This is a genomic window from Marinobacter confluentis, assembly GCF_004785685.1.
GTDB classification, from domain to species: Bacteria; Pseudomonadota; Gammaproteobacteria; order Pseudomonadales; family Oleiphilaceae; genus Marinobacter; species Marinobacter confluentis.
This window is the reverse complement of the sequence record NZ_SRPF01000005.1, coordinates 70504-89061: the sequence shown is the minus strand read 5'-3', so window position 1 is coordinate 89061 and position 18558 is coordinate 70504. Positions and strand designations below refer to the sequence as shown.

General features: G+C 57.2%; 14 protein-coding genes. 7 read left to right on the top strand and 7 right to left on the bottom strand.

Annotated features, from left to right (window positions below; translation table 11 throughout):
- Positions 1 to 11: 11 nt before the first annotated feature.
- A complete protein-coding gene (locus E5Q11_RS15135; RefSeq protein WP_225315056.1) occupies positions 12 to 1382 on the bottom strand; it encodes a wax ester/triacylglycerol synthase family O-acyltransferase in 1371 nt (456 codons plus the stop codon).
- A 164-nt stretch (positions 1383 to 1546) separates the two neighbouring features.
- Here E5Q11_RS15135 and E5Q11_RS15130 point away from each other — a divergent pair, with 164 nt between their 5' ends.
- Together E5Q11_RS15130 and E5Q11_RS15125 are read left to right on the top strand one after the other, a co-directional pair.
- Positions 1547 to 3631, top strand: a complete 2085-nt coding sequence (locus E5Q11_RS15130) for a dehydrogenase (RefSeq protein ID WP_225315057.1) — start codon at positions 1547 to 1549, stop codon at positions 3629 to 3631.
- Between the two features lie 30 nt (positions 3632 to 3661).
- Entirely contained in the window at positions 3662 to 4858 is a 1197-nt protein-coding gene (locus tag E5Q11_RS15125; RefSeq protein ID WP_135804299.1) for a class I SAM-dependent rRNA methyltransferase, read from the top strand.
- Between the two features lies 1 nt (position 4859).
- Here E5Q11_RS15125 and E5Q11_RS15120 read toward each other — a convergent pair whose 3' ends face one another.
- A complete protein-coding gene (locus E5Q11_RS15120) occupies positions 4860 to 5516 on the bottom strand; it encodes a histidinol-phosphatase (RefSeq protein ID WP_135804298.1) in 657 nt (218 codons plus the stop codon).
- Between the two features lie 170 nt (positions 5517 to 5686).
- Between E5Q11_RS15120 and E5Q11_RS15115 the strand changes: the two genes are divergently transcribed.
- The 3 genes from E5Q11_RS15115 (at position 5687) to E5Q11_RS15105 (ending at position 9925) form a co-directional block, all read left to right on the top strand.
- Complete coding sequence (locus tag E5Q11_RS15115) at positions 5687 to 6217, top strand: RNA pyrophosphohydrolase (RefSeq protein ID WP_135804297.1); 531 nt, start codon at positions 5687 to 5689, stop codon at positions 6215 to 6217.
- 15 nt (positions 6218 to 6232) lie between these two features.
- Positions 6233 to 8554 carry a phosphoenolpyruvate--protein phosphotransferase gene (ptsP, locus tag E5Q11_RS15110; RefSeq protein WP_135804296.1) on the top strand — a complete coding sequence of 774 codons (2322 nt, stop codon included), beginning with the start codon at positions 6233 to 6235 and terminating at the stop codon, positions 8552 to 8554.
- A gap of 126 nt (positions 8555 to 8680) precedes the next feature.
- Positions 8681 to 9925, top strand: coding sequence for a patatin-like phospholipase family protein (locus E5Q11_RS15105; RefSeq protein ID WP_135804295.1), 1245 nt, complete (start codon positions 8681 to 8683; stop codon positions 9923 to 9925).
- 66 nt (positions 9926 to 9991) lie between these two features.
- Here E5Q11_RS15105 and hslU read toward each other — a convergent pair whose 3' ends face one another.
- From hslU to E5Q11_RS15080, 5 genes are all read right to left on the bottom strand, one after another.
- Complete coding sequence (hslU, locus tag E5Q11_RS15100) at positions 9992 to 11320, bottom strand: ATP-dependent protease ATPase subunit HslU (RefSeq protein ID WP_135804294.1); 1329 nt, start codon at positions 11318 to 11320, stop codon at positions 9992 to 9994.
- 12 nt (positions 11321 to 11332) lie between these two features.
- Positions 11333 to 11863, bottom strand: a complete 531-nt coding sequence (gene hslV / locus E5Q11_RS15095; protein ID WP_135804293.1) for an ATP-dependent protease subunit HslV — start codon at positions 11861 to 11863, stop codon at positions 11333 to 11335.
- 100 nt (positions 11864 to 11963) lie between these two features.
- Positions 11964 to 12611 (bottom strand): SPOR domain-containing protein, encoded by a 648-nt coding sequence (locus E5Q11_RS15090; protein ID WP_135804292.1) that lies wholly within the window; start codon positions 12609 to 12611, stop codon positions 11964 to 11966.
- Positions 12612 to 12613: 2 nt separating this feature from the next.
- Positions 12614 to 14299: an arginine--tRNA ligase gene (gene argS / locus E5Q11_RS15085; RefSeq protein ID WP_135804291.1), complete on the bottom strand. Its 1686-nt coding sequence runs from the start codon at positions 14297 to 14299 to the stop codon at positions 12614 to 12616.
- A gap of 128 nt (positions 14300 to 14427) precedes the next feature.
- Complete coding sequence (locus tag E5Q11_RS15080; RefSeq protein WP_135804290.1) at positions 14428 to 16593, bottom strand: primosomal protein N'; 2166 nt, start codon at positions 16591 to 16593, stop codon at positions 14428 to 14430.
- A 215-nt stretch (positions 16594 to 16808) separates the two neighbouring features.
- On the opposite strand from E5Q11_RS15080, the gene rpmE reads away from it, so the two are divergent.
- Complete coding sequence (gene rpmE, locus E5Q11_RS15075; protein WP_135804289.1) at positions 16809 to 17030, top strand: 50S ribosomal protein L31; 222 nt, start codon at positions 16809 to 16811, stop codon at positions 17028 to 17030.
- A 234-nt stretch (positions 17031 to 17264) separates the two neighbouring features.
- Positions 17265 to 18530, top strand: a complete 1266-nt coding sequence (locus E5Q11_RS15070; protein ID WP_135804288.1) for a malic enzyme-like NAD(P)-binding protein — start codon at positions 17265 to 17267, stop codon at positions 18528 to 18530.
- Positions 18531 to 18558: the final 28 nt, after the last annotated feature.

Here is an 18558-nt window from a genome sequence, read left to right as displayed (position 1 = left end):
GATCTTGCCAATTATTGCCGAAGAGATGCCAGTTCTTGCAAGTCGCTGAAGCTCTCCTCGAAATAGCGGGTTACCTGGTTAGGGTCATTTATCATCTGACTGTCGGCAATGACCCCAAACTGGACGGATCCCGCGTAACTGAGGATGCTGAAACCTACCCCCAGGTGTCCTGACTGGGGCACCCAGACCAGCGGCTGCAGTATGAGCGCCCCCGCTATTCTGAACGGTGTTACTGGTCCGGGCACGTTGGTCATGACCAGTGATGCTTTGTTGCTGAGGGTGTCCAGCGCAAACTTTTCAACGGCGACCGGGCCTTTGCCCAGCAGGTCAAGCAGTCCGAAGGTTACCTGGGGTTGCACGGAGTTCTTGATGTCCGTCATTGCCTGTTGGACTCGGCGGAAACGTTCTAGTGCATCAGGCTCCCCGATCGGAAGCGGAACAATCACCAGGCCGAATTGGTTGCCCAGTCTATTAATCGGCTGGTCTCGCGGACGTAGGCTGAAGGGCACGGCAACGTGGAGCTCCCTGTTAAGGTCATTGTCGGATGCGGACAGATAACGCCGCAGCGCGCCTGCAGCGGCAGTCATCAACACATCATTGACCGTGCCTCCAAGCTGGTGAGCGCTTTCTTTAACCGCCGTCAGATCGAGCGGCTGAGCCCAGGCAATGCGCTTGCGCCCCGCCAGAGGCGCGTGCAAGCAAGTCCCTGGGTCGGGTGGTGAAAGCCCCAGATGTACCAGTTCCCGCACGATGTCTTCCGCGTCCTGAGCCCATTGGCGGACCTTTTCGGGGTGTCGGGCCAACTCCATGCCCTCACTGATCAGGTTGTGCCCCAGATGAGTTCCCGCCTCAACAGCCTGTCGCAAAGGCCTGTAAAGTCGCTCGAATAGTGAGCCCTCACCTGGCGGGAAATGATCCGCCGTATCCGGGGTAACGGCCTCGTCCGCCAGCGACATCAATACCTGAACCAGTGCCAGGCCATCGGCGATGCAATGATGGATCCGGGAAATCAGGGCGGCGCCGTTTTCGTAGCGGTCGATCAGGTGGAACTGCCACAGAGGATGGTGAAAATCCAGAGGTTCTGAGGCGAGGTCCGCCACCAGTTCCTGTAGTTCCGCCTGGCCCGCAGGCTCCGGCAGGCCAATGCGGTGAAGGTGGTTGTCCAGATTGAAATGCGGGTCGTCTTCCCAATAGGTTTTATTGTCACGCTCAATTACCCTTTGGCGGAAGCGGTCAAAGTGAAGCAGGCGGGTTTCCAGTACCCTCCTGAACAGGGTCAGGTCCAGCGGCCGATCCAGTATCAGCACGCCTACGATCATCATGTGGTTCTCGCCCTGATCCATATGCAGCCAGGCCGTGTCCACACTGCTCATGGGTTCCATTCCCCTGTCCATCCGCTGAGCCTCCCTGATGAATGTTTTTGTTACTTTGGCAAAGACTCTGTGATATTCAGATTAAAGAGGATTTGATGGGGATCCTGCAACTGATGTTTGGACGTAGCTCCGGATCCTGGTTCACGGGCGCAGCCACAAAGGAAGGTGCGACTATGAAAACCATTGTCAGTGTCAGTCAGGGGTCCAGCGAGTTTGACTACGATCTGGAAACCGAGTTCCTCGGCCAGCTTTTCCGCATTATCCGCATCGGGACAGACGGCGATCTCTCTCGGGCAGAGGCGATGCTGGAATCGGTCCATCCCCGGGCAGACGCTATTGGGCTGAGCATGCTACGTGATCACTACCAGGTGGGTGGGGCGCAGCTCCGGCACCCGATTACGGCCCGGCTGGAGGCCTGCGTTCCAGATAAGCCGATCACCACCGGCGCTGGCCTGAGAGCGATCCTTCAGGAATGGGCCGTTCGCCACACCCAGTCCGAACTCGGGCATTTCTTCGATAACGCCCGGGTGTTGTTCATGGACGGTCAGGCTGGCTATCGAATCGCCAGGGCTCTGTCGGAACACACTGAAAACCTTTTTTTTGCCGATCCTTACATCGACTTTGGCGTGCCGCGGCTGCTGACGTCGTTGAAGCAGCTCGAGACCTATACCTTGCTCACGGCGCCGGTTCTGCGCCGGTCGTTGGCGGTGAAAGCGGTGGACACCTTCCGGCATACTCCGCTTTATCACCTTGGTGAGAGGCTTGTTGCCGGCTCTTTACATAAGGCGGTTTCTGACGCCCAGGTCCTGGTGTCGTCTATTGCTGACCTGGCGGATTTCAGCGACAAAGAGCTGGATGGAAAAACGGTGATCACCTCCCGGGTCACTGAGTCCGCCCTGGACTGGATGCGTTCCAGACGCGTTGCAATGGTTGTGGATTACAGTCCCTGGCTGGCGGGCCGTCCCGTTGGTGTAAATGTGATGGAGGCGCTGATCAGTGCGTCACGTTCCAGGACGCCGGAACAACTGGGGCCGGATGATTACCTGGATGTGATTCAGAGCCTGGGTATAGTGCCCAGGATCCTGTATCCCAATGGCTACCGCAGGGTGAACCGCTTCGCGTTTGTGATTCACCCGCTGTCGCAGCAGTACCTCACCAAAACCTCGCCCCTGGACTGGATTGCCAGTGTGTCGCCGCCCTTGGTGATGAACCTTGTTGAGAAAGCAGTGGCTTATGCGCCGCCGTTTATTTATTCGAAAGTGTCTGGCATCCGCTCGCCCACGGGTGATGAAGCAGAGGGCTGGCTGATTACCGTAGGAGGCACGCCCCGGGAAATCATGGCGCACGACCCTGAGTTTACCTACGCGCGACTGCTTCAGGCGGCGGAACTGGGAAAGAAACTGGGGGCCCAGATCATGGGCCTTGGTGCGTTTACCAAAGTGGTAGGTGATGCCGGTATTACAGTGGCCAAGCGTGCGCCCCTGCCGATTACCACTGGCAACAGCTACAGCGCTTCTGGCGCCCTCTGGGCGGCCCATGAGGCAATGCAGCGAATAGGGCGCATCGACATCGGCCCCAGCGGTAAGGCGTCGGGGAAGGCCATGGTTGTGGGTGCCACGGGTGCCATAGGTTCTGTCTGTGCGCGCCTGTTGGCAAAAGCGGTTGATGAGGTGTTTCTGGCGGCTCCAGAACCGGCGAAACTGTTGGCCCTTAAGGAAACCATCGAGCAGGAAACGCCAGGGGCTGTTATCCATGTCATTGGCGCCGCAGACAGGGATCTTGCGGACATGGACATGATCGTGACCGCCACCTCCGGGGCAGGAAAACGGATTCTGGATATCATGAAAGTGAAGCCGGGCTGTGTGATCACAGACGTTGCCCGACCCCTGGATATTCCTCCGGAAGATGTGGCCAGACGGCCAGACGTACTGGTGATCGAATCCGGTGAAATCCAGTTGCCCGGGGACGTTCAGATGAAGGACATAGGCTTGCCCAAGAACATTGCTTATGCGTGCCTGGCGGAAACCATTGTGCTCACCCTGGAAGCGCGCTTCGAAAATTTCACTCTGGGCCGTAATATTGAGTGGGAAAAGGTGCGGGAGATCTACAAGCTGGGCCTGAAACACGGTATGAAACTGGCGGCGATCTCCGGTGTAAACGGTATTTTCACTGAAGAAGATTTCGAGCAGGTTCGGGACCGGGCTGGAATCGGCCATTCAATCCCTCAAGTCGTTGCTTGCAATAGCCCAAGCAACTAACCTCTACCATTTTCTTCAGGCGGTTTATTTATGAGTTTCCCGGTTTTATACCTCCGTAAAGGCGCGGAGCGCAGGCTCAGGGCCGGTCACCTTTGGGTTTACAGCAACGAGGTCGATATCCGGCGTTCGCCACTCGCCGATTTTGAAGCGGGTGCCCAGGCGGAGTTGCGAGCGGCTAACGACAAGCCGATGGGCACGGTGTTCGTCAATCCCCATGCGCTGATCTGCGGTCGTCTGATTAGCCGGAATTCCGGGCAGGGCATGACCCCACAACGGCTGACTGATCGTTTGGAAACGGCGCTAGCGCTGCGGCAGCGGCTGTTCGATAAGCCGTTCTATCGCTGGGTATTCGGCGACAGTGACGGACTCTCCGGGCTGGTGATTGACCGGTTTGATGATGTTGTAGTGGTCCAGATCTCCACCGCCGGTATGGAGCTGATGAAAGAGTCGGTCGTCCGGGCGGTTCAGCGGCTTGCGCATCCTCGTGCAATCATCCTGAAGAACGACGGCAAGATGCGAAAGGTGGAGGGACTGGACACCTACGTCGAACAGGCCCATGGCCGGGAGATTGATCTGTTGCCGGTTGAGGAAAATGGAGTGCGCTTTGAAGTGCCCATGGAAGGCGGCCAGAAAACTGGCTGGTTCTATGATCACCGCATGAACCGGCAGCGGCTGCAGGCATACGCCCCGGGTAAAAGAGTGCTGGATGTGTTCAGTTACGTCGGCGGCTGGGGTATTCAGGCGGCCTGTGCGGGAGCCACCCAGGTTACCTGCGTGGACAGCTCTGCGGGCGCCATCGAGTCTGTCCATCACAATGCACGAATTAACGGGCTCGACAATATCGAAACCATTGAAGGCGATGCGTTTGATGCGCTTAAAGCTCTGGCAGAAGAAAAAGAAAAGTTCGATATCGTCGTGCTGGATCCACCGGCGTTGATTCCCAGACGACGTGACCAGAAAGCCGGGGAAGAGGCCTATGCGCGCCTTAACCAGTTGGGGTTGCGGCTGCTCGACCGTGACGGACTGCTGGTGTCGGCGTCCTGTTCCATGCATTTGTCACAGGAAAAGCTGACGGACATTATTCGAAGCAGTGGTCGGAAGATTGACCGATTTGTGCAACTGCTGGAACAGGGCCATCAGGCGCCGGATCATCCGGTTATTCCGGGGATTCCGGAGACGGACTATATCAAGAGTTGTTTTGTTCGGTCCTTGACGGGGTTTCTGTAGGTCAGCCGCGAAGGCTCATCACCGGCCAGCCGTTTTCCCGCGCAACCGCTTCCAGATTCGGGTCAGGATCAACCGCAACCGGGTGGGCGACCTGTCTGAGTAGCGGTAAATCATTGTGGGAATCACTGTAGAACCAGGCGCCGTCAAGGGTTTCGCCGGTGCTCGCGAGCCAGTCATTCAGGCGTTCTACCTTGCCGTGCTGAAAACTTGGAATGCCCGCAACACCGCCCGTGAAGCGGCCGTTAACCAGCTCAGGGTCAGTCGCAATCAGATGCTCCACACCCAGTAATTGAGCTACCGGCTCGGTCACGAACCGGTTGGTCGCAGTAATAATCATCAGTGTGTGCTGCTGGTCACGATGGTATTCGAGCAGATCGGCCGCTTTTTTCTGCAACATTGGCCGAACCTTTTCTTCGATGAACTGGTCCCGCCACAGCAGTAATTCATTCATGTCATGACGTGCCAGCGGCTGAAGCGCAAAACTCAGGTAGCGCATGATGTCCAGTTCGCCGTTCAGGTATTCCTGATAAAAGCGATCATTGGCGCGCCTGTATTCTTCAGCATCGACGATGGATTCCTCTACCAGAAATTCGCCCCAGGCGTGATCGCTGTCCCCGGCAAGCAGGGTGTTATCAAGGTCGAATAATGCAAGCGTCACGTTTTGTTCCTCCGGATACGCGGGGCCGATGTAAAGTCCGGGATTCTAACATGACCTGCCGCTAACAGCTGCGTTTGCCGTACCCTTGGGTTTCTGTAAGAATGAGGTCAACTTGGACAATTCTGGCCGGTAAATTTTGAACCGGCCAACCGACTTAAAAGGACTGTGCCGTGATCGATTCAGACGGTTTCAGACCCAACGTCGGAATCATTCTGGCCAATCACAGGGGCGAAGTACTCTGGGCAAGGCGAATCGGGCAGGACTCGTGGCAGTTCCCTCAAGGTGGGATCAAACAGGATGAATCACCGGAAGAGGCGCTGTATCGGGAACTTGGAGAAGAAATCGGACTGGTGGCCAGCGACGTGGAGATCGTCAGCTGTACCCGAGGCTGGTTAAGGTATCGCCTTCCGCGCAGGATGGTGCGGCACAACTCGCACCCCATCTGCGTGGGACAAAAACAGAAATGGTTCCTTCTGAGGATGTTATCGCCGGACGCACAGGTACGTGTGGACGGTACAGACTCTCCCGAATTCGACGGCTGGCAGTGGGTCAGCTACTGGTATCCACTTGGTCAGGTTGTATCGTTCAAGCGGGAAGTCTATCGACGGGCGTTAAGAGAGCTCGCACCACGGTTATTCCATAATATGGATCAGTGGCAGCGGCGCGAGCAACCAGGGCGCGCGAGCGACCAACAGAGGTGACGGATTGAAGCCACCATGCTGAGCATTCTGCGAAATATTGTACAAGAAGTGAACAGCGCCCGCGATCTGCAGGAGGCGCTGGACGTTATCGTTTCGCGTGTTCAAAAAGCGATGGATACCGAGGTGTGTTCGGTGTACCTGCTGGACCCGGCCACCAATCGCTACATTCTGATGGCGACGGAAGGCCTCTATCAACAGGCGGTCGGCCAGGTCAGTCTGGGGTACTCAGAAGGTCTGATCGGCCTTGTGGGTTCCCGGGAAGAACCCATCAACCTTGAAGATGCGCCCTCCCACCCGCGCTACCGCTATTTTCCCGAAACTGGCGAAGAGCGTTTTCGCTCGTTTCTGGGTGTGCCCATTATTCACCACCGCCGTGTACTGGGCGTACTGGTGGTTCAGCAACGGGAAAGCTCGCGCTGTTTTAATGAAGGTGAAGAAGCCTTTCTGGTTACGGTCTCGGCACAGCTTGCGGGCGTTATTGCCCACAGTGAAGCGACGGGCGCCATCAGCGGCCTTTCATTAACCGGTGAAGAAGCGAAAGACGTCAGCTTCAGTGGTGTTCCGGGCTCGCCCGGCGTGGCCATCGGTCAGGGTGTTGTGGTTTATCCCGCGGCCGACCTGGATGTGGTACCCGAAAAACCAACCGATGATGTTGAAGGTGAACTGGTTCTTTTCCGGGGCGCCGTTACAGCCGTGCGTGAGGATATTGAACGGGTGGCAGAGCGGTTGGCGTCGCAGCTGCGCCCGGAAGAGCAGGCACTGTTCGATGTCTACCTGAGAATGTTGGGTGACGACGCCATGCCTGGCGAAGTTGCCAACCGGATTAGCGAAGGGTTCTGGGCCCAGGGTGCGCTCAAGCAGGTGGTCCAGCAGTATATCCGCCACTTTGAAATGATGGACGATCATTACCTTCAGGAGCGGGCCGTTGATATCCGTGATCTGGGCCGGCGACTGCTGTCTCATCTTCAGGAAGGGGAGCAGAAAGATCTGGTTTACCCGGAACGCACGGTGCTGGTCAGTGAAGAGCTCACGCCTGCCATGCTGGGGGAAGTGCCGAAGGGCCAACTGGTTGGTCTGGTGTCGGTGAAAGGGTCCAGTAACTCCCACGTCGCGATTCTTGCCCGGGCCATGGGTGTACCAACGGTGATGGGGCTGGTGGATATTCCGGTTAACCAGCTTGATGGCCGCGAGCTGATTGTGGATGGTTTCGAAGGCCAGATTTTTGCTTCGCCCTCTGTCGATCTTCTGGCGTATTACCAGGAGATCTGTGACGAGGAAAACGAACTGATCCGCGGCCTGGAAGCGCTAAGGGACCTGCCCTGTGAGACCACCGATCATCATCGGGTATCGCTACTGGTCAACACCGGCCTGATGACGGATGTGGTGAGGTCACTCAGTCACGGTGCCGAAGGCATTGGCCTGTACCGGACTGAAGTGCCCTTCATGATCAAGGACCGTTTCCCGTCAGAGCAGGAGCAGCGGGAATATTACCGCGAACAGCTTGAAGCCTTTGCCCCCAGCCCGGTGACCATGCGTACACTCGATATCGGCGGCGACAAGGCGTTGACCTACTTTCCGATACAGGAAGAAAACCCGTTTCTGGGCTGGCGTGGTATCCGGGTCACCCTGGACCACCCGGAAATTTTCCTGGTTCAGGTCCGTGCCATGCTCAAGGCCAGCGAAGGCCTGAATAATCTTCAGATCATGCTGCCGATGATCAGTAACATCTCTGAGGTCGAGGAATCCCTGCACCTGGTATACCGGGTCTACCACGAGGTTCGAGAAGAGGGGTACAACATCCACATGCCCAAGGTCGGGGTAATGGTGGAAATTCCCGCGGCGGTCTACCAGATTCGCGAATTGGCAGACCGGGTTGATTTCCTCTCTGTGGGCTCCAACGATCTGACCCAGTATCTCCTGGCGGTTGACCGCAACAATCCCCGGGTAGCGCAGCTTTATCATTCCTACCACCCGGCTGTGCTGCAGGCGCTGGTCCGCGTTGCCCAGGACGCCCATTCGGTGGGCAAGCCGATTGGTATCTGCGGCGAGTTGGCAGGCGATCCCGGTGGTGCGCTGCTGCTGATGGCCATGGGTTACGATTCGCTGTCGATGAACGCTGCGAGTCTGCCGAAAGTGAAATCAGTTATTCGCAGCGTCAGTCGAGAATGGTCCGTGCAGCTGCTTGAAGACGTGCTGCTGCTGGATTCCCCCCATGTCATCAAGAGTTGCGTTGACCTTGCCTTGCGTAATGCCGGCTTCGGCCGCTATCTGAGACCGTCGAAATCCGCGGTCGCCCTGCGAAGTGACCGCGCCGACACCCAGGCACCCATTGTATGAGTTGTGCAATTGTAGGGTGTGAACTCTAAATCCTGCTGCTAATGTGAGTATAACGACGGTCAGGTTCCGAATTCGAATCTGACCTGAATCTTGCTGGTAAAGACCACTGCTGGAAAGGACCACTGAATGACGGCAACGACCACGGCAATCAAGCCCGGCCCCCGGATCGGCCTTGCCCTCGGCGGCGGTGGCCCTCTGGGTGGTATCTATGAAATCGGGGCGTTGCGGGCGCTTGATGAGGCGCTGGACGGGCTGGATTTCAATAATATCGATGTCTATGTGGGTGTGAACGCCGGTTCTTTTGTGGCGGCAAATCTGGCTAACCAGATGACCACAGCCCAATTGTGCCGGATCTTCGTCCGTAATGAGGCGGAAGTTCACCCCTTTCACCCGGAAGTTTTCTACCGCCCTGCGTTCCGTGAGATCGGCGGCCGCCTGCTAGCGGTTCCCGGCCTGGTATCAACGGCACTTCGACGCTTTATCAATAATCCTTACGATCAGAGCTTTCTGGAGGCCATGACCATACTGGCCGAGGCAGCCCCGGCAGGTCTGTTTGATAACGAGGGCCTTCACGAATACCTGCAGCGCGCCTTCAACATGCTGGGCCGGACCAACGACTTCCGCCAGTTACGCCGCAGCCTTTATATCGTTGCCGCTGATGTGGAAAGCACTGAAGCGGTCTGCTTTGGCGCGCCAGGTTTTGACCATGTGCCCATATCCAAAGCCATTCAGGCAAGCACTTCGTCGCCAGGACTCTATGTTCCGGTAACGGTTGATGGTCGTTATTATGTGGATGGCACACTGCGTAAGGGGTTACATGCCTCAGTTGCCTTTGAAGATGGCGCAGATCTGGTTTTTGCAGTGAATCCCCAGGTGCCCATCGACGCCAGTGCTGCGGTTCGGGCAGGTAGCATGGCCCCGGGGGATCTGACCCGTTCCGGCATGCCAAACCTGTTGTCCCAAATGTTCCGCACCATGGTGTACTCGCGGATGCAGTCAGGTATCGCCCAGTACGCCCGGGATTACCCGGAAAAGGACATTCTGCTGTTCGAACCCACTCGTGACGACGCCAAGCTGTTCTTCTCAAACGTGTTCAGTTTCCAGTCGCGGCGGATGGTGTGTGAACACGCCTACCAGATGACCCGCCGGGATCTGCTGAACCGCGCGGATGAGCTGGAACCGAAACTGGCGAAATATGGCATTCGCCTGCGCCGGGATCGCCTGGAAGACGAACAGCGCACGATCAGTACCAGTCTTTACGGTGAGATGCTGCCGCTATATGTGGCCAAGGGTCGCAAGAAGCGGGCACAGCGGGGCAGGATTGCGTCAGGTCTGGGCAACGTCAGTGAGCTGTTCAGCAAAGCCCTCTGAACTGAACAGCTCTCTGTCGACAGCGCTCCCGACAATACCTGTCTGAAACGCTGTCGGCCTGGGTGATCAGAGAATATACCGGCTCAGATCCTCATCCTCTGCCAGCTCTCCCAGTTTTTCGTCGACAAACTCAGCGGTGACTTCAAAGGCTTCTGTTACCTGATCACCGGCCTCGTAGGACAGGCTTTCAAGCAGCCGTTCAAGCACCGTATGCAGCCGCCTTGCGCCGATATTCTCGGTAGTTTCGTTAACCTTGAACGCCACCTCGGCAATACGGGTAATGGCCTCATCGGTAAAGTTCAGGTTGACCCCTTCCGTGCCCATCAAGGCCACGTACTGCTGAACCAGCGAGGCATCCGGCTCGGTCAGGATGCGCTTGAAATCATCCGGCGTCAGTGCGTGCAGTTCCACTCGAATCGGTAACCGGCCCTGCAGCTCCGGAATCAGATCTGATGGCTTGGACAGATGAAAAGCGCCGGACGCAATGAACAGGATATGATCTGTGCGCACCGAGCCGTACTTGGTGCTGACGGTGCTGCCCTCAATCAGCGGCAGCAGGTCGCGTTGAACGCCTTCCCGGGAAACGTCTGATGAGGTATTCTCAGACCGCTTTGCCACCTTGTCGATCTCATCGATGAACACGATGCCGTTCTGCTCAACTGTGGAAATGGCTTTCTGCTTGATTTCTTCTTCATTGACCAGTTTGGCGGCTTCCTCGTCACGAACCTGCTTGAGCGCATCCGCCACCTTCATTTTCCGGGTTTTGCGCTTGTCGGAGGACATGCTGGAGAACATGTTCTGCAACTGGCTGGTCATCTCTTCCATGCCAGGCGGTGCCATGATCTCTACGCCCGCGCCTGAGTTGCGAAGGTCGATTTCAATTTCCTTGTCGTCCAGCTCGCCTTCCCGCAGTTTTTTGCGGAACAGTTGGCGGGTTGTTGAACCATCCGTGCGCTGACTGTCCTCCTTCAGGTCCCGGGGTGGCGGCAACAGGGCGTCCAGAATCCGCTCTTCGGCGGCGTCCATGGCCCGGTGTTCGTGCCGCTTCATTTCTTTTTCCCGAAGCATCTTGATCGCCATATCGGCCAGGTCACGGATGATGCTTTCGACGTCGCGGCCGACATAGCCTACTTCGGTAAACTTGGTGGCTTCCACTTTCAGAAAGGGTGCGTCCGCCAGTTTGGCCAGGCGGCGGGCGATTTCGGTTTTGCCCACGCCGGTCGGCCCAATCATCAGGATGTTCTTGGGGGTAATTTCATCACGAAGGTCGGAGTCCAGCTGCATCCGGCGCCAGCGGTTACGAAGTGCGATGGCGACCGAGCGCTTTGCCTCTTCCTGGCCGACGATGTGTTTGTTGAGCTCGTGAACAATTTCACGGGGGGTCATTGCAGACATGTTGGCTCCAGATCAGTCGTTGGCAGAGAGCGTTTCAAGGGTGCGATTGTGGTTGGTGTAGATACAGATGTCGGCCGCGATATCCAGGCCTTTTTCCACAATGGCAGTTGCGCTCAGTTCGGTGTTTTCCAGCAGGGCCCTGGCGGACGCCTGGGCAAAAGGGCCGCCTGAACCAATTGCAATCAGACCTTCCTCTGGCTCAATCACGTCGCCATTACCGGTAATGATCAGGGAAGCCGTTTTATCGGCAACCGCGAGAAGGGCTTCCAGGCGCCGCAGTGCACGGTCGGTACGCCAGTCCTTGGCCAGTTCCACGGCGGCTCGGGTGAGGTTGCCCTGGTGCTTTTCAAGCTGGGCTTCGAAACGCTCGAACAGCGTGAACGCATCCGCCGTACCACCGGCGAAACCGGCCAGTACCTGACCGTTGTAAAGGCGCCTGACCTTGCGGGCGTTGCCTTTCATAACGGTGTTTCCAAGGGATACCTGGCCGTCGCCACCCATGGCAACTTCGTTATCACGCCGGACAGAAAGTATGGTAGTCATTCGGGCTCCACTTGCCTGATTTAGAACGTATCCACAGGTAATGGAGGCAGGCGTACGGTTTTCAAGGGGCTGACTCATGGGCCATGTTAAGGCCCTTGAGTCAGTTATCTTCGGCCTTGTCTTTGGGTACTTTGCGCACCAGCGGCTCTATGTTGATGGACACCAACTTGTCCACGGCCGAATTCATCTGGCTGCGGGAAGTAAAAGGCCCGACGTTAACCCGGTACCAGGTGCTGCCGCTGTCCAGGTCAATCTGGGTCACGAAGGCCCGCAGACCCTGGAACGCAATCTCGGCGCGTTGCCGCTCTGCATCCTTTTCCGTTCTGAAGGAACCGGTCTGGACCAGGTAGTCAAAAGTGGTCTGGCCCGGGCCGGGTGTGTACTCATCAACCTTGGGAGGAACTACTTCGGAATCCGGCAACATGTCATAGAATTTGAATCCGGGTTTTTTGTTTTCCGGGTTTTTTGCGGGCGACTCCGTAGTGGTTTCTGCCTGATCCTGGCCACCGGACGGAGTGCGGGTCTGATCAGGTGTCGGCAACGAGTTCAGATAAACGATAAATCCGATGAATCCACCGACGGTGGCCAGTGACAGGATCCATTTCAGTGACAGACCGCCGTGCTGAGCTTTTGCCACAGATTTCCGGGCCGGCTGGGCGTCCCGCTTGCGCGGAGCCGCCTTCGCCTGTTTCCTGGGTGTGGCCGCCGGGCGGTTTTTCTGCGGCTTGCGGGAATAGTCTCTCGACATGGTTACATCTCTTCCGGCGCGCTGACACCAAGCAGTTCAAGCCCGTTGGCGATGACCTGGCGCACGGCAAGGTAGAGTGACAGGCGCGCGTCGCGCACGGCGGTATCTTCAATCAATACCTTGTGTGCGTTGTAGTAAGTGTGGAACTGCCCGGCCAGTTCGCGCAGGTAATGGGTCAGGTGATGCGGCTCGCGCTGGTTGGCCGAGTTTTCAATCAGTTCCGGGTAGCGGGCCAACTGATTGGCCAGGTCTTTTTCTTCGTCCAGCGTCAACAGTGAAAGATCGCCCAGGTTTTCGTTCCGTCCGCGGCTTACGCCTTCTTCTGCCAGCCTGCGCAAAACGCTGCAGATTCGTGCATGGGCATACTGAATGTAGTACACCGGGTTTTCGTTGGTCTGGGAGCGGGCCAGGTCAATATCAAATGTCAGTTGGGAATCCACCCGTCGTGCCGCAAGGAAGAAGCGGGTGGCATCGCGGCCCACTTCATCAATCAGGTCGCGCACGGTGACGTAGCTGCCAGCCCGCTTGGAAATCTTCACCTCCTGGCCAGAGCGGGTCACCATCACCATCTGATGCAGGACATAATCCGGCCAGCCGCTGGGGATACCGGCATTGAGAGCCTGCAGCCCGGCGCGAACCCTGGTGACGGTGGAATGATGGTCAGCGCCCTGTTCATTGATCACAGTGGTAAAACCGCGCTGCCATTTATCGAGATGGTAGGCAACGTCTGGCAGGAAGTAGGTGTAGCCGCCGTCCTGCTTGCGCATGACCCTGTCCTTGTCGTCGCCGAATTCCGTGGTTTTAAGCCACATGGCGCCGTCCTGCTCGTAGGTGAAGCCATTGTTTTTGAGCTGTTCAACGGTTGCTTCAACCTTGCCATCTTTATACAGCGAGGACTCGAGAAAATAGACATCGAATTCGACACCGAAGGCCTTCAGGTCCAGGTCCTGCTCACGTCTGAGATAGGCCACGGCAAATTCCTGGATGGCCGCCCGGTCTTCCGGATCCGCCTTGCCCGTCACTTCACGGTCGTCCGCGACTACCGTTTCCCCGGCAAGATAGGAGTCGGCAACATCGATTATGTAAGCGCCGCGGTAGCCATCGGCGGGCCAGCTCTCGTCTTCCGGGGTCAGGCCTTTCACGCGGGCCTGCACCGACAGGGCCAGATTGGTGATCTGCGCGCCTGCGTCGTTGTAATAGAATTCCCGTGTTACGTCATAGCCGTTGGCTTCCAGAAGACGGCTGAGGCAGTCACCAATAGCGGCCCCCCGTCCATGGCCCACGTGCAGTGGTCCGGTAGGATTAGCTGACACAAACTCAACCTGAACCTTTTCGCCTCGGCCGTTCTGGTTCCGGCCGTACTGATCGGCCTGCTCCAGAATCGTGTTCACCACCTCAAAGGCGCTGGCAGTGCTCATGAAGAAGTTTATAAAACCCGGGCCAGCAATCTCGACTTTGGCTACAGCGGCGCTTGTTGGCAGCTTCTCTACCAGTGCCTCGGCCAGTTTACGCGGGGCACAGCCCGCAGCCTTCGACGCCACCAGTGCAATATTGCAGGCATAGTCACCATGGGCCTTGTCTTTGGTATTGCCCACCTGCGGGGTGAAAGTCTGGTCGGCGGGTAGAACACCTTCGGACTGTAGGGTAGCCAGTGAAGACTGAAGCAGGTCGATTACGGTTTCTTTCATGCTGTCGGGTGACTCGGTTTGCAGGAAAATGGGTCATTGGCGGCAGGCTTTGCCGCATCTGGATAAAGCCGAACATTATCGCGGAATCTGCGCTGGCAAGCAAAATCCTGTGGCTGCTCTGTCAACGGCTACCCGGTTTCCTGGGGGTCGACATCGATCATCCATTTCAGGCCGCGGGGCAGCCTGGTTTCATCCAGGGCCTGGCAGAGGCCTGCCAGTATCGAGCTCAGATGTTTCCGGTTGTCGCTCAGCAACACCAGTTGCGCCCGATGTCGGTCAGCCCGGCGGGCAATTAACGCCGGCAGCGGGCCCCACATCTCGAGCCGGTCATGGCGGGCCAGTGGTTTGATCTGGTCGAGGATTTGCAGGCTTTTGGCCATTGTGTCTGCCTCAGCACGGAATATAGCCATGGCACGAAACGGGGGCAGGGCGCCGGTTTTTCGTTCTTCCAGAAGCTGGTCGGCAACGGGAAGGTAGTGGCCCCGCGCCAGGGATTGAAGCAGAGGGTGGTCGCTATGGCAGGTCTGAACCAATACTTCCCCGGCGAGTTCGCCCCGGCCCGCTCGGCCACTGACCTGGATCAGGGTCTGGATAAGCTGCTCCGGCGCCCGGAAGTCAACGCTGAAAAGGCCGCCATCGGCGTTGATGACCAGCACCAGCGTGACCTTGGGGAAATCGTGACCTTTGGCCAGCATCTGCGTGCCCACAAGAATGCACGGTGCGCCACTGTTTACCTGTTTCAGAATGCTCTGGATGCTGCCCTTGCGCTGGGTGCTGTCTCTGTCCACCCGCACGATGGGTGTGTCTGGAAACTGTTCCGCCAGGTAATCTTCCGCTCTTTCTGTGCCCTGACCAACTGGCCGGAATGCATCACTGTCACACTTCGGACAAATCTCCCGGGCGGCCACCTGATAATCGCAGTGGTGACAGCGCATGGCGCGGTCGCGGCGGTGAAAGGTCAGGCGGGTATCGCAGCGGGGGCATTCAACCATGTGGCCGCAGTCAAAGCACATCATGACTGGAGCGAAGCCGCGGCGGTTAACATACACCAGCGCCTGTTGCCCGTTCTCCAGGGTTCTGCGGACCGCATCCAGGGCCGGTCGGGAGAACCCGGCCTGTAATGGGCGGCTACGGATGTCCAGCAGCTTGATCTGCGGGGGCCGTGACTTTCCGGCCCGCTCTTCAAGTTTTACGAGCTGGTATTTTGCAGCCTGCACATTATGAATGGATTCCAGGGAAGGGGTCGCAGAGCCAAGAATAACCGGGCAGTTGTTCAGGAATCCCCGGTATACCGCAGTATCCCGGCCGGAATAACGAAATCCCTCGCCCTGCTTGTAAGAGCTGTCATGTTCTTCGTCGACGATGATGGTTTTCAGCTGTGTAAAAGGAAGCAGGACAGCCGAACGCGTGCCAATAAGAATCACCGGCTCGCCATTGCGGACTTTCAGCCAGGCATTGAGCCGTTGGGCATCGTTAAGCGCTGAATGCCAAACGGCAATGCGCCCACCGAAATAGCGCTCGAAACGAGCGACGGTCTGGGGTGTCAGGTTGATTTCTGGCACCAGCACCAGCGCCTGCGCAGAGGCATCCAGATACTGCTTGAGGTAGTCCAGATAGATCTCTGTCTTGCCACTGCCAGTGATTCCGTACAGCAACGTGGTTGAAAAACCGTTGCCGGGTTTCGCAAGTTCCCGTGCCGCCTTTGTCTGGGCTTCTGACAGGTGAGGACCGTCAATGTTCGGAACGCATGGTTTGTCGGCCTTTGGCGGATCGGTTTCTTCAATCAGGTGTCGTTCCTTGAGCGCGCGAATCTGGGCATGAGAGAACCCGGCCTGGGTAATTTGCCGGGTTGCGGCGCCGGATGAATGTCGCCTCAGCCATGCCAGGAGGGCTCTCTGCTTTGTTGCGTTGGCGGGCAAAAGTTCTTCGCCGGCCAGGGCTACCCAATGGGGGTCTGCTTTTTCTTTCGCTGGTTGGCCACGACGCAATGCCGGGGGCAGGGCGGTAAACAGACACTCACCCAGCGGGTGCTGGTAGTAGTTGGCTGCCCAGCTCAGCAGCTGGAAGGTTTCCGGTGGCAGTGCTGGCCAGTCTTCGCAGGTAGACTGGATGGTTTTCAGGGTGATGCCTTCCGGTGGCGGCGTGCCCAGAGCGGCCACCAGCCCCGTTGCCGAGGCGCGGCCAAACGGGACTGTGACACGTTGGCCGCAGGCCAGATCCATTCCGTCCGGAACCCGATAATCGAATAGCCGCCTGAGTGGGCGGTTCAATGCGATGCGCGCAGTGCGGGGCACGTTTGGCTCCAGTGGAGAGATGGTATAGGTACAAATGCTTGACAGCAGCGATAAGGGCTTGCCTGCAACTCTGTTTGTCAGTAAGATTCGCGGTCTGTTTCAGGCAGGGCATGATTGTGCCCCGTCTTGCCATTTGATTCAAACATGCGGTGCCTGACGCCAGGGTCAAATCCGATCCCGCGATCTGGTAGCGGCATGACCGACCGAGGTTAGCCATGAAAGAAGGTATTCACCCCAAGTACGAAGAGATTTCCGCAACCTGTTCCTGCGGCAATACATTCAAGACCCGTTCAACCTTCACCCAGGATCTGCAACTGGATGTCTGTTCCCAGTGCCATCCGTTCTACACCGGCAAGCAGAAGGTGATGGATACCGGTGGCCGTATTGATCGCTTCCAGAAGCGCTTCGGCGGCAGAATCGCTGGCAAGAAATCCTGATCCCCGATCCTGGATCCAAAAAGCGCCCAAGGGCGCTTTTTTTGTGCCTGTTGCACCGTACGGCAGGCTTGGTCGCTGGAACCGGTATACGCGATATGGCTTATTGACTGTACAGGAAATGCTCAGTGGGGCCTTGTCTGCGTTCGGGCTTCGCGCCATAATGTCGCGCTCCGCTGGGAACTCCCACCACAGTGGTCCCCTTTCTATAAACGTTAAAAAAACGGAACAGTGGCAATGTCTCAAGATCTGAAAGAAGCAGCCCTTGAATATCACGCCAAGCCGCGGCCTGGTAAGCTGAGTGTTGAAATCACCAAGCCCACCAAAACCTCCCGCGACCTTTCCCTGGCGTATAGCCCCGGGGTTGCCGAGCCGGTCCGCGAGATCGCTAAAGACCCGGAGAACGCATACAAGTACACAGGTAAGGGCAACCTGGTTGCCGTTATTTCGGACGGCTCTGCGATTCTTGGGCTGGGTAACCTGGGTCCGCTGGCGAGCAAGCCGGTAATGGAAGGCAAAGGCGTACTGTTCAAGCGCTTTGCCGGTATCGATGTTTTTGATATCGAGGTCAATTCCGAAAGCCCTCAGGCTTTTATTGAAACCGTCGAGCGCATTGCCGATACCTTTGGTGGTATCAACCTTGAGGACATCAAGGCGCCAGAGTGCTTTGAAGTTGAGCGTGCGTTGATTGAAAAGTGCAATGTGCCGATTTTTCACGATGATCAGCACGGTACCGCGATCGTGACCGCTGCCGGTATGATCAATGCACTGGAGCTTCAGGGCAAGAAAATCGAAGAGGCCAAAGTGGTCTGCCTGGGGGCTGGTGCCGCTGCGATTGCCTGTATGAAGTTGCTTGTAAGCTGTGGCGTTCGGTCCGAGAACATCTTTATGCTGGACCGCAAGGGTGTGATCCACTCTGGTCGTGATGACCTGAATCAGTACAAGGCGATGTTTGCGAACGACACTGATCGTCGCACCCTGGATGACGCGATGAACGGCGCTGATGTGTTTCTCGGTCTTTCCGGTCCCGACCTGTTAACTGCTGATCAACTCAAATTGATGGCGCCAAATCCCATCGTTTTTGCCTGCTCCAATCCTGATCCTGAAATCAGCCCGGAAGTAGCGCTGGCAACCCGAGACGATCTGATTATGGCGACAGGTCGCTCTGATTACCCGAATCAGGTCAACAATGTGCTTGGTTTCCCGTTCATCTTCCGCGGCGCGCTCGATGTTCGTGCGACAGCGATAAACGAAGAGATGAAAGTTGCGGCGGTTCATGCCATTCGTGAACTGGCAAAAGAGCCTGTGCCACAGGAAATCTGTGAGGCCTATGGCGTTGCAAGCTTCGAGTTTGGCCGTGAATACATCATTCCGAAGCCGATGGACGTACGCCTGCTGGAAGTGGTTCCAGCAGCGGTTGCCCGGGCAGCCGTGGACTCGGGGGTTGCGCGCAACCCTTACCCGGCGCATTACCCGCTTAAGTCGATGGACGATATCATCTAGGCGCCTTTCGGGGACAAAAAAACCGACG

Excerpts from the sequence above, each read along its gene's own strand:
- E5Q11_RS15070 (WP_135804288.1), top strand. The coding sequence starts at position 17,265 with ATGTCTCAAGATCTGAAAGAAGCAGCCCTTGAATATCACGCCAAGCCG.
- E5Q11_RS15090 (WP_135804292.1), bottom strand. The coding sequence starts at position 12,611 with ATGTCGAGAGACTATTCCCGCAAGCCGCAGAAAAACCGCCCGGCGGCC.
- E5Q11_RS15105 (WP_135804295.1), top strand. The coding sequence starts at position 8,681 with ATGACGGCAACGACCACGGCAATCAAGCCCGGCCCCCGGATCGGCCTT.
- E5Q11_RS15135 (WP_225315056.1), bottom strand. The coding sequence starts at position 1,382 with ATGGAACCCATGAGCAGTGTGGACACGGCCTGGCTGCATATGGATCAG.
- hslV (WP_135804293.1), bottom strand. The coding sequence starts at position 11,863 with ATGACTACCATACTTTCTGTCCGGCGTGATAACGAAGTTGCCATGGGT.
- rpmE (WP_135804289.1), top strand. The coding sequence starts at position 16,809 with ATGAAAGAAGGTATTCACCCCAAGTACGAAGAGATTTCCGCAACCTGT.
- hslU (WP_135804294.1), bottom strand. The coding sequence starts at position 11,320 with ATGTCTGCAATGACCCCCCGTGAAATTGTTCACGAGCTCAACAAACAC.
- E5Q11_RS15130 (WP_225315057.1), top strand. The coding sequence starts at position 1,547 with ATGAAAACCATTGTCAGTGTCAGTCAGGGGTCCAGCGAGTTTGACTAC.
- ptsP (WP_135804296.1), top strand. The coding sequence starts at position 6,233 with ATGCTGAGCATTCTGCGAAATATTGTACAAGAAGTGAACAGCGCCCGC.
- E5Q11_RS15125 (WP_135804299.1), top strand. The coding sequence starts at position 3,662 with ATGAGTTTCCCGGTTTTATACCTCCGTAAAGGCGCGGAGCGCAGGCTC.
- argS (WP_135804291.1), bottom strand. The coding sequence starts at position 14,299 with ATGAAAGAAACCGTAATCGACCTGCTTCAGTCTTCACTGGCTACCCTA.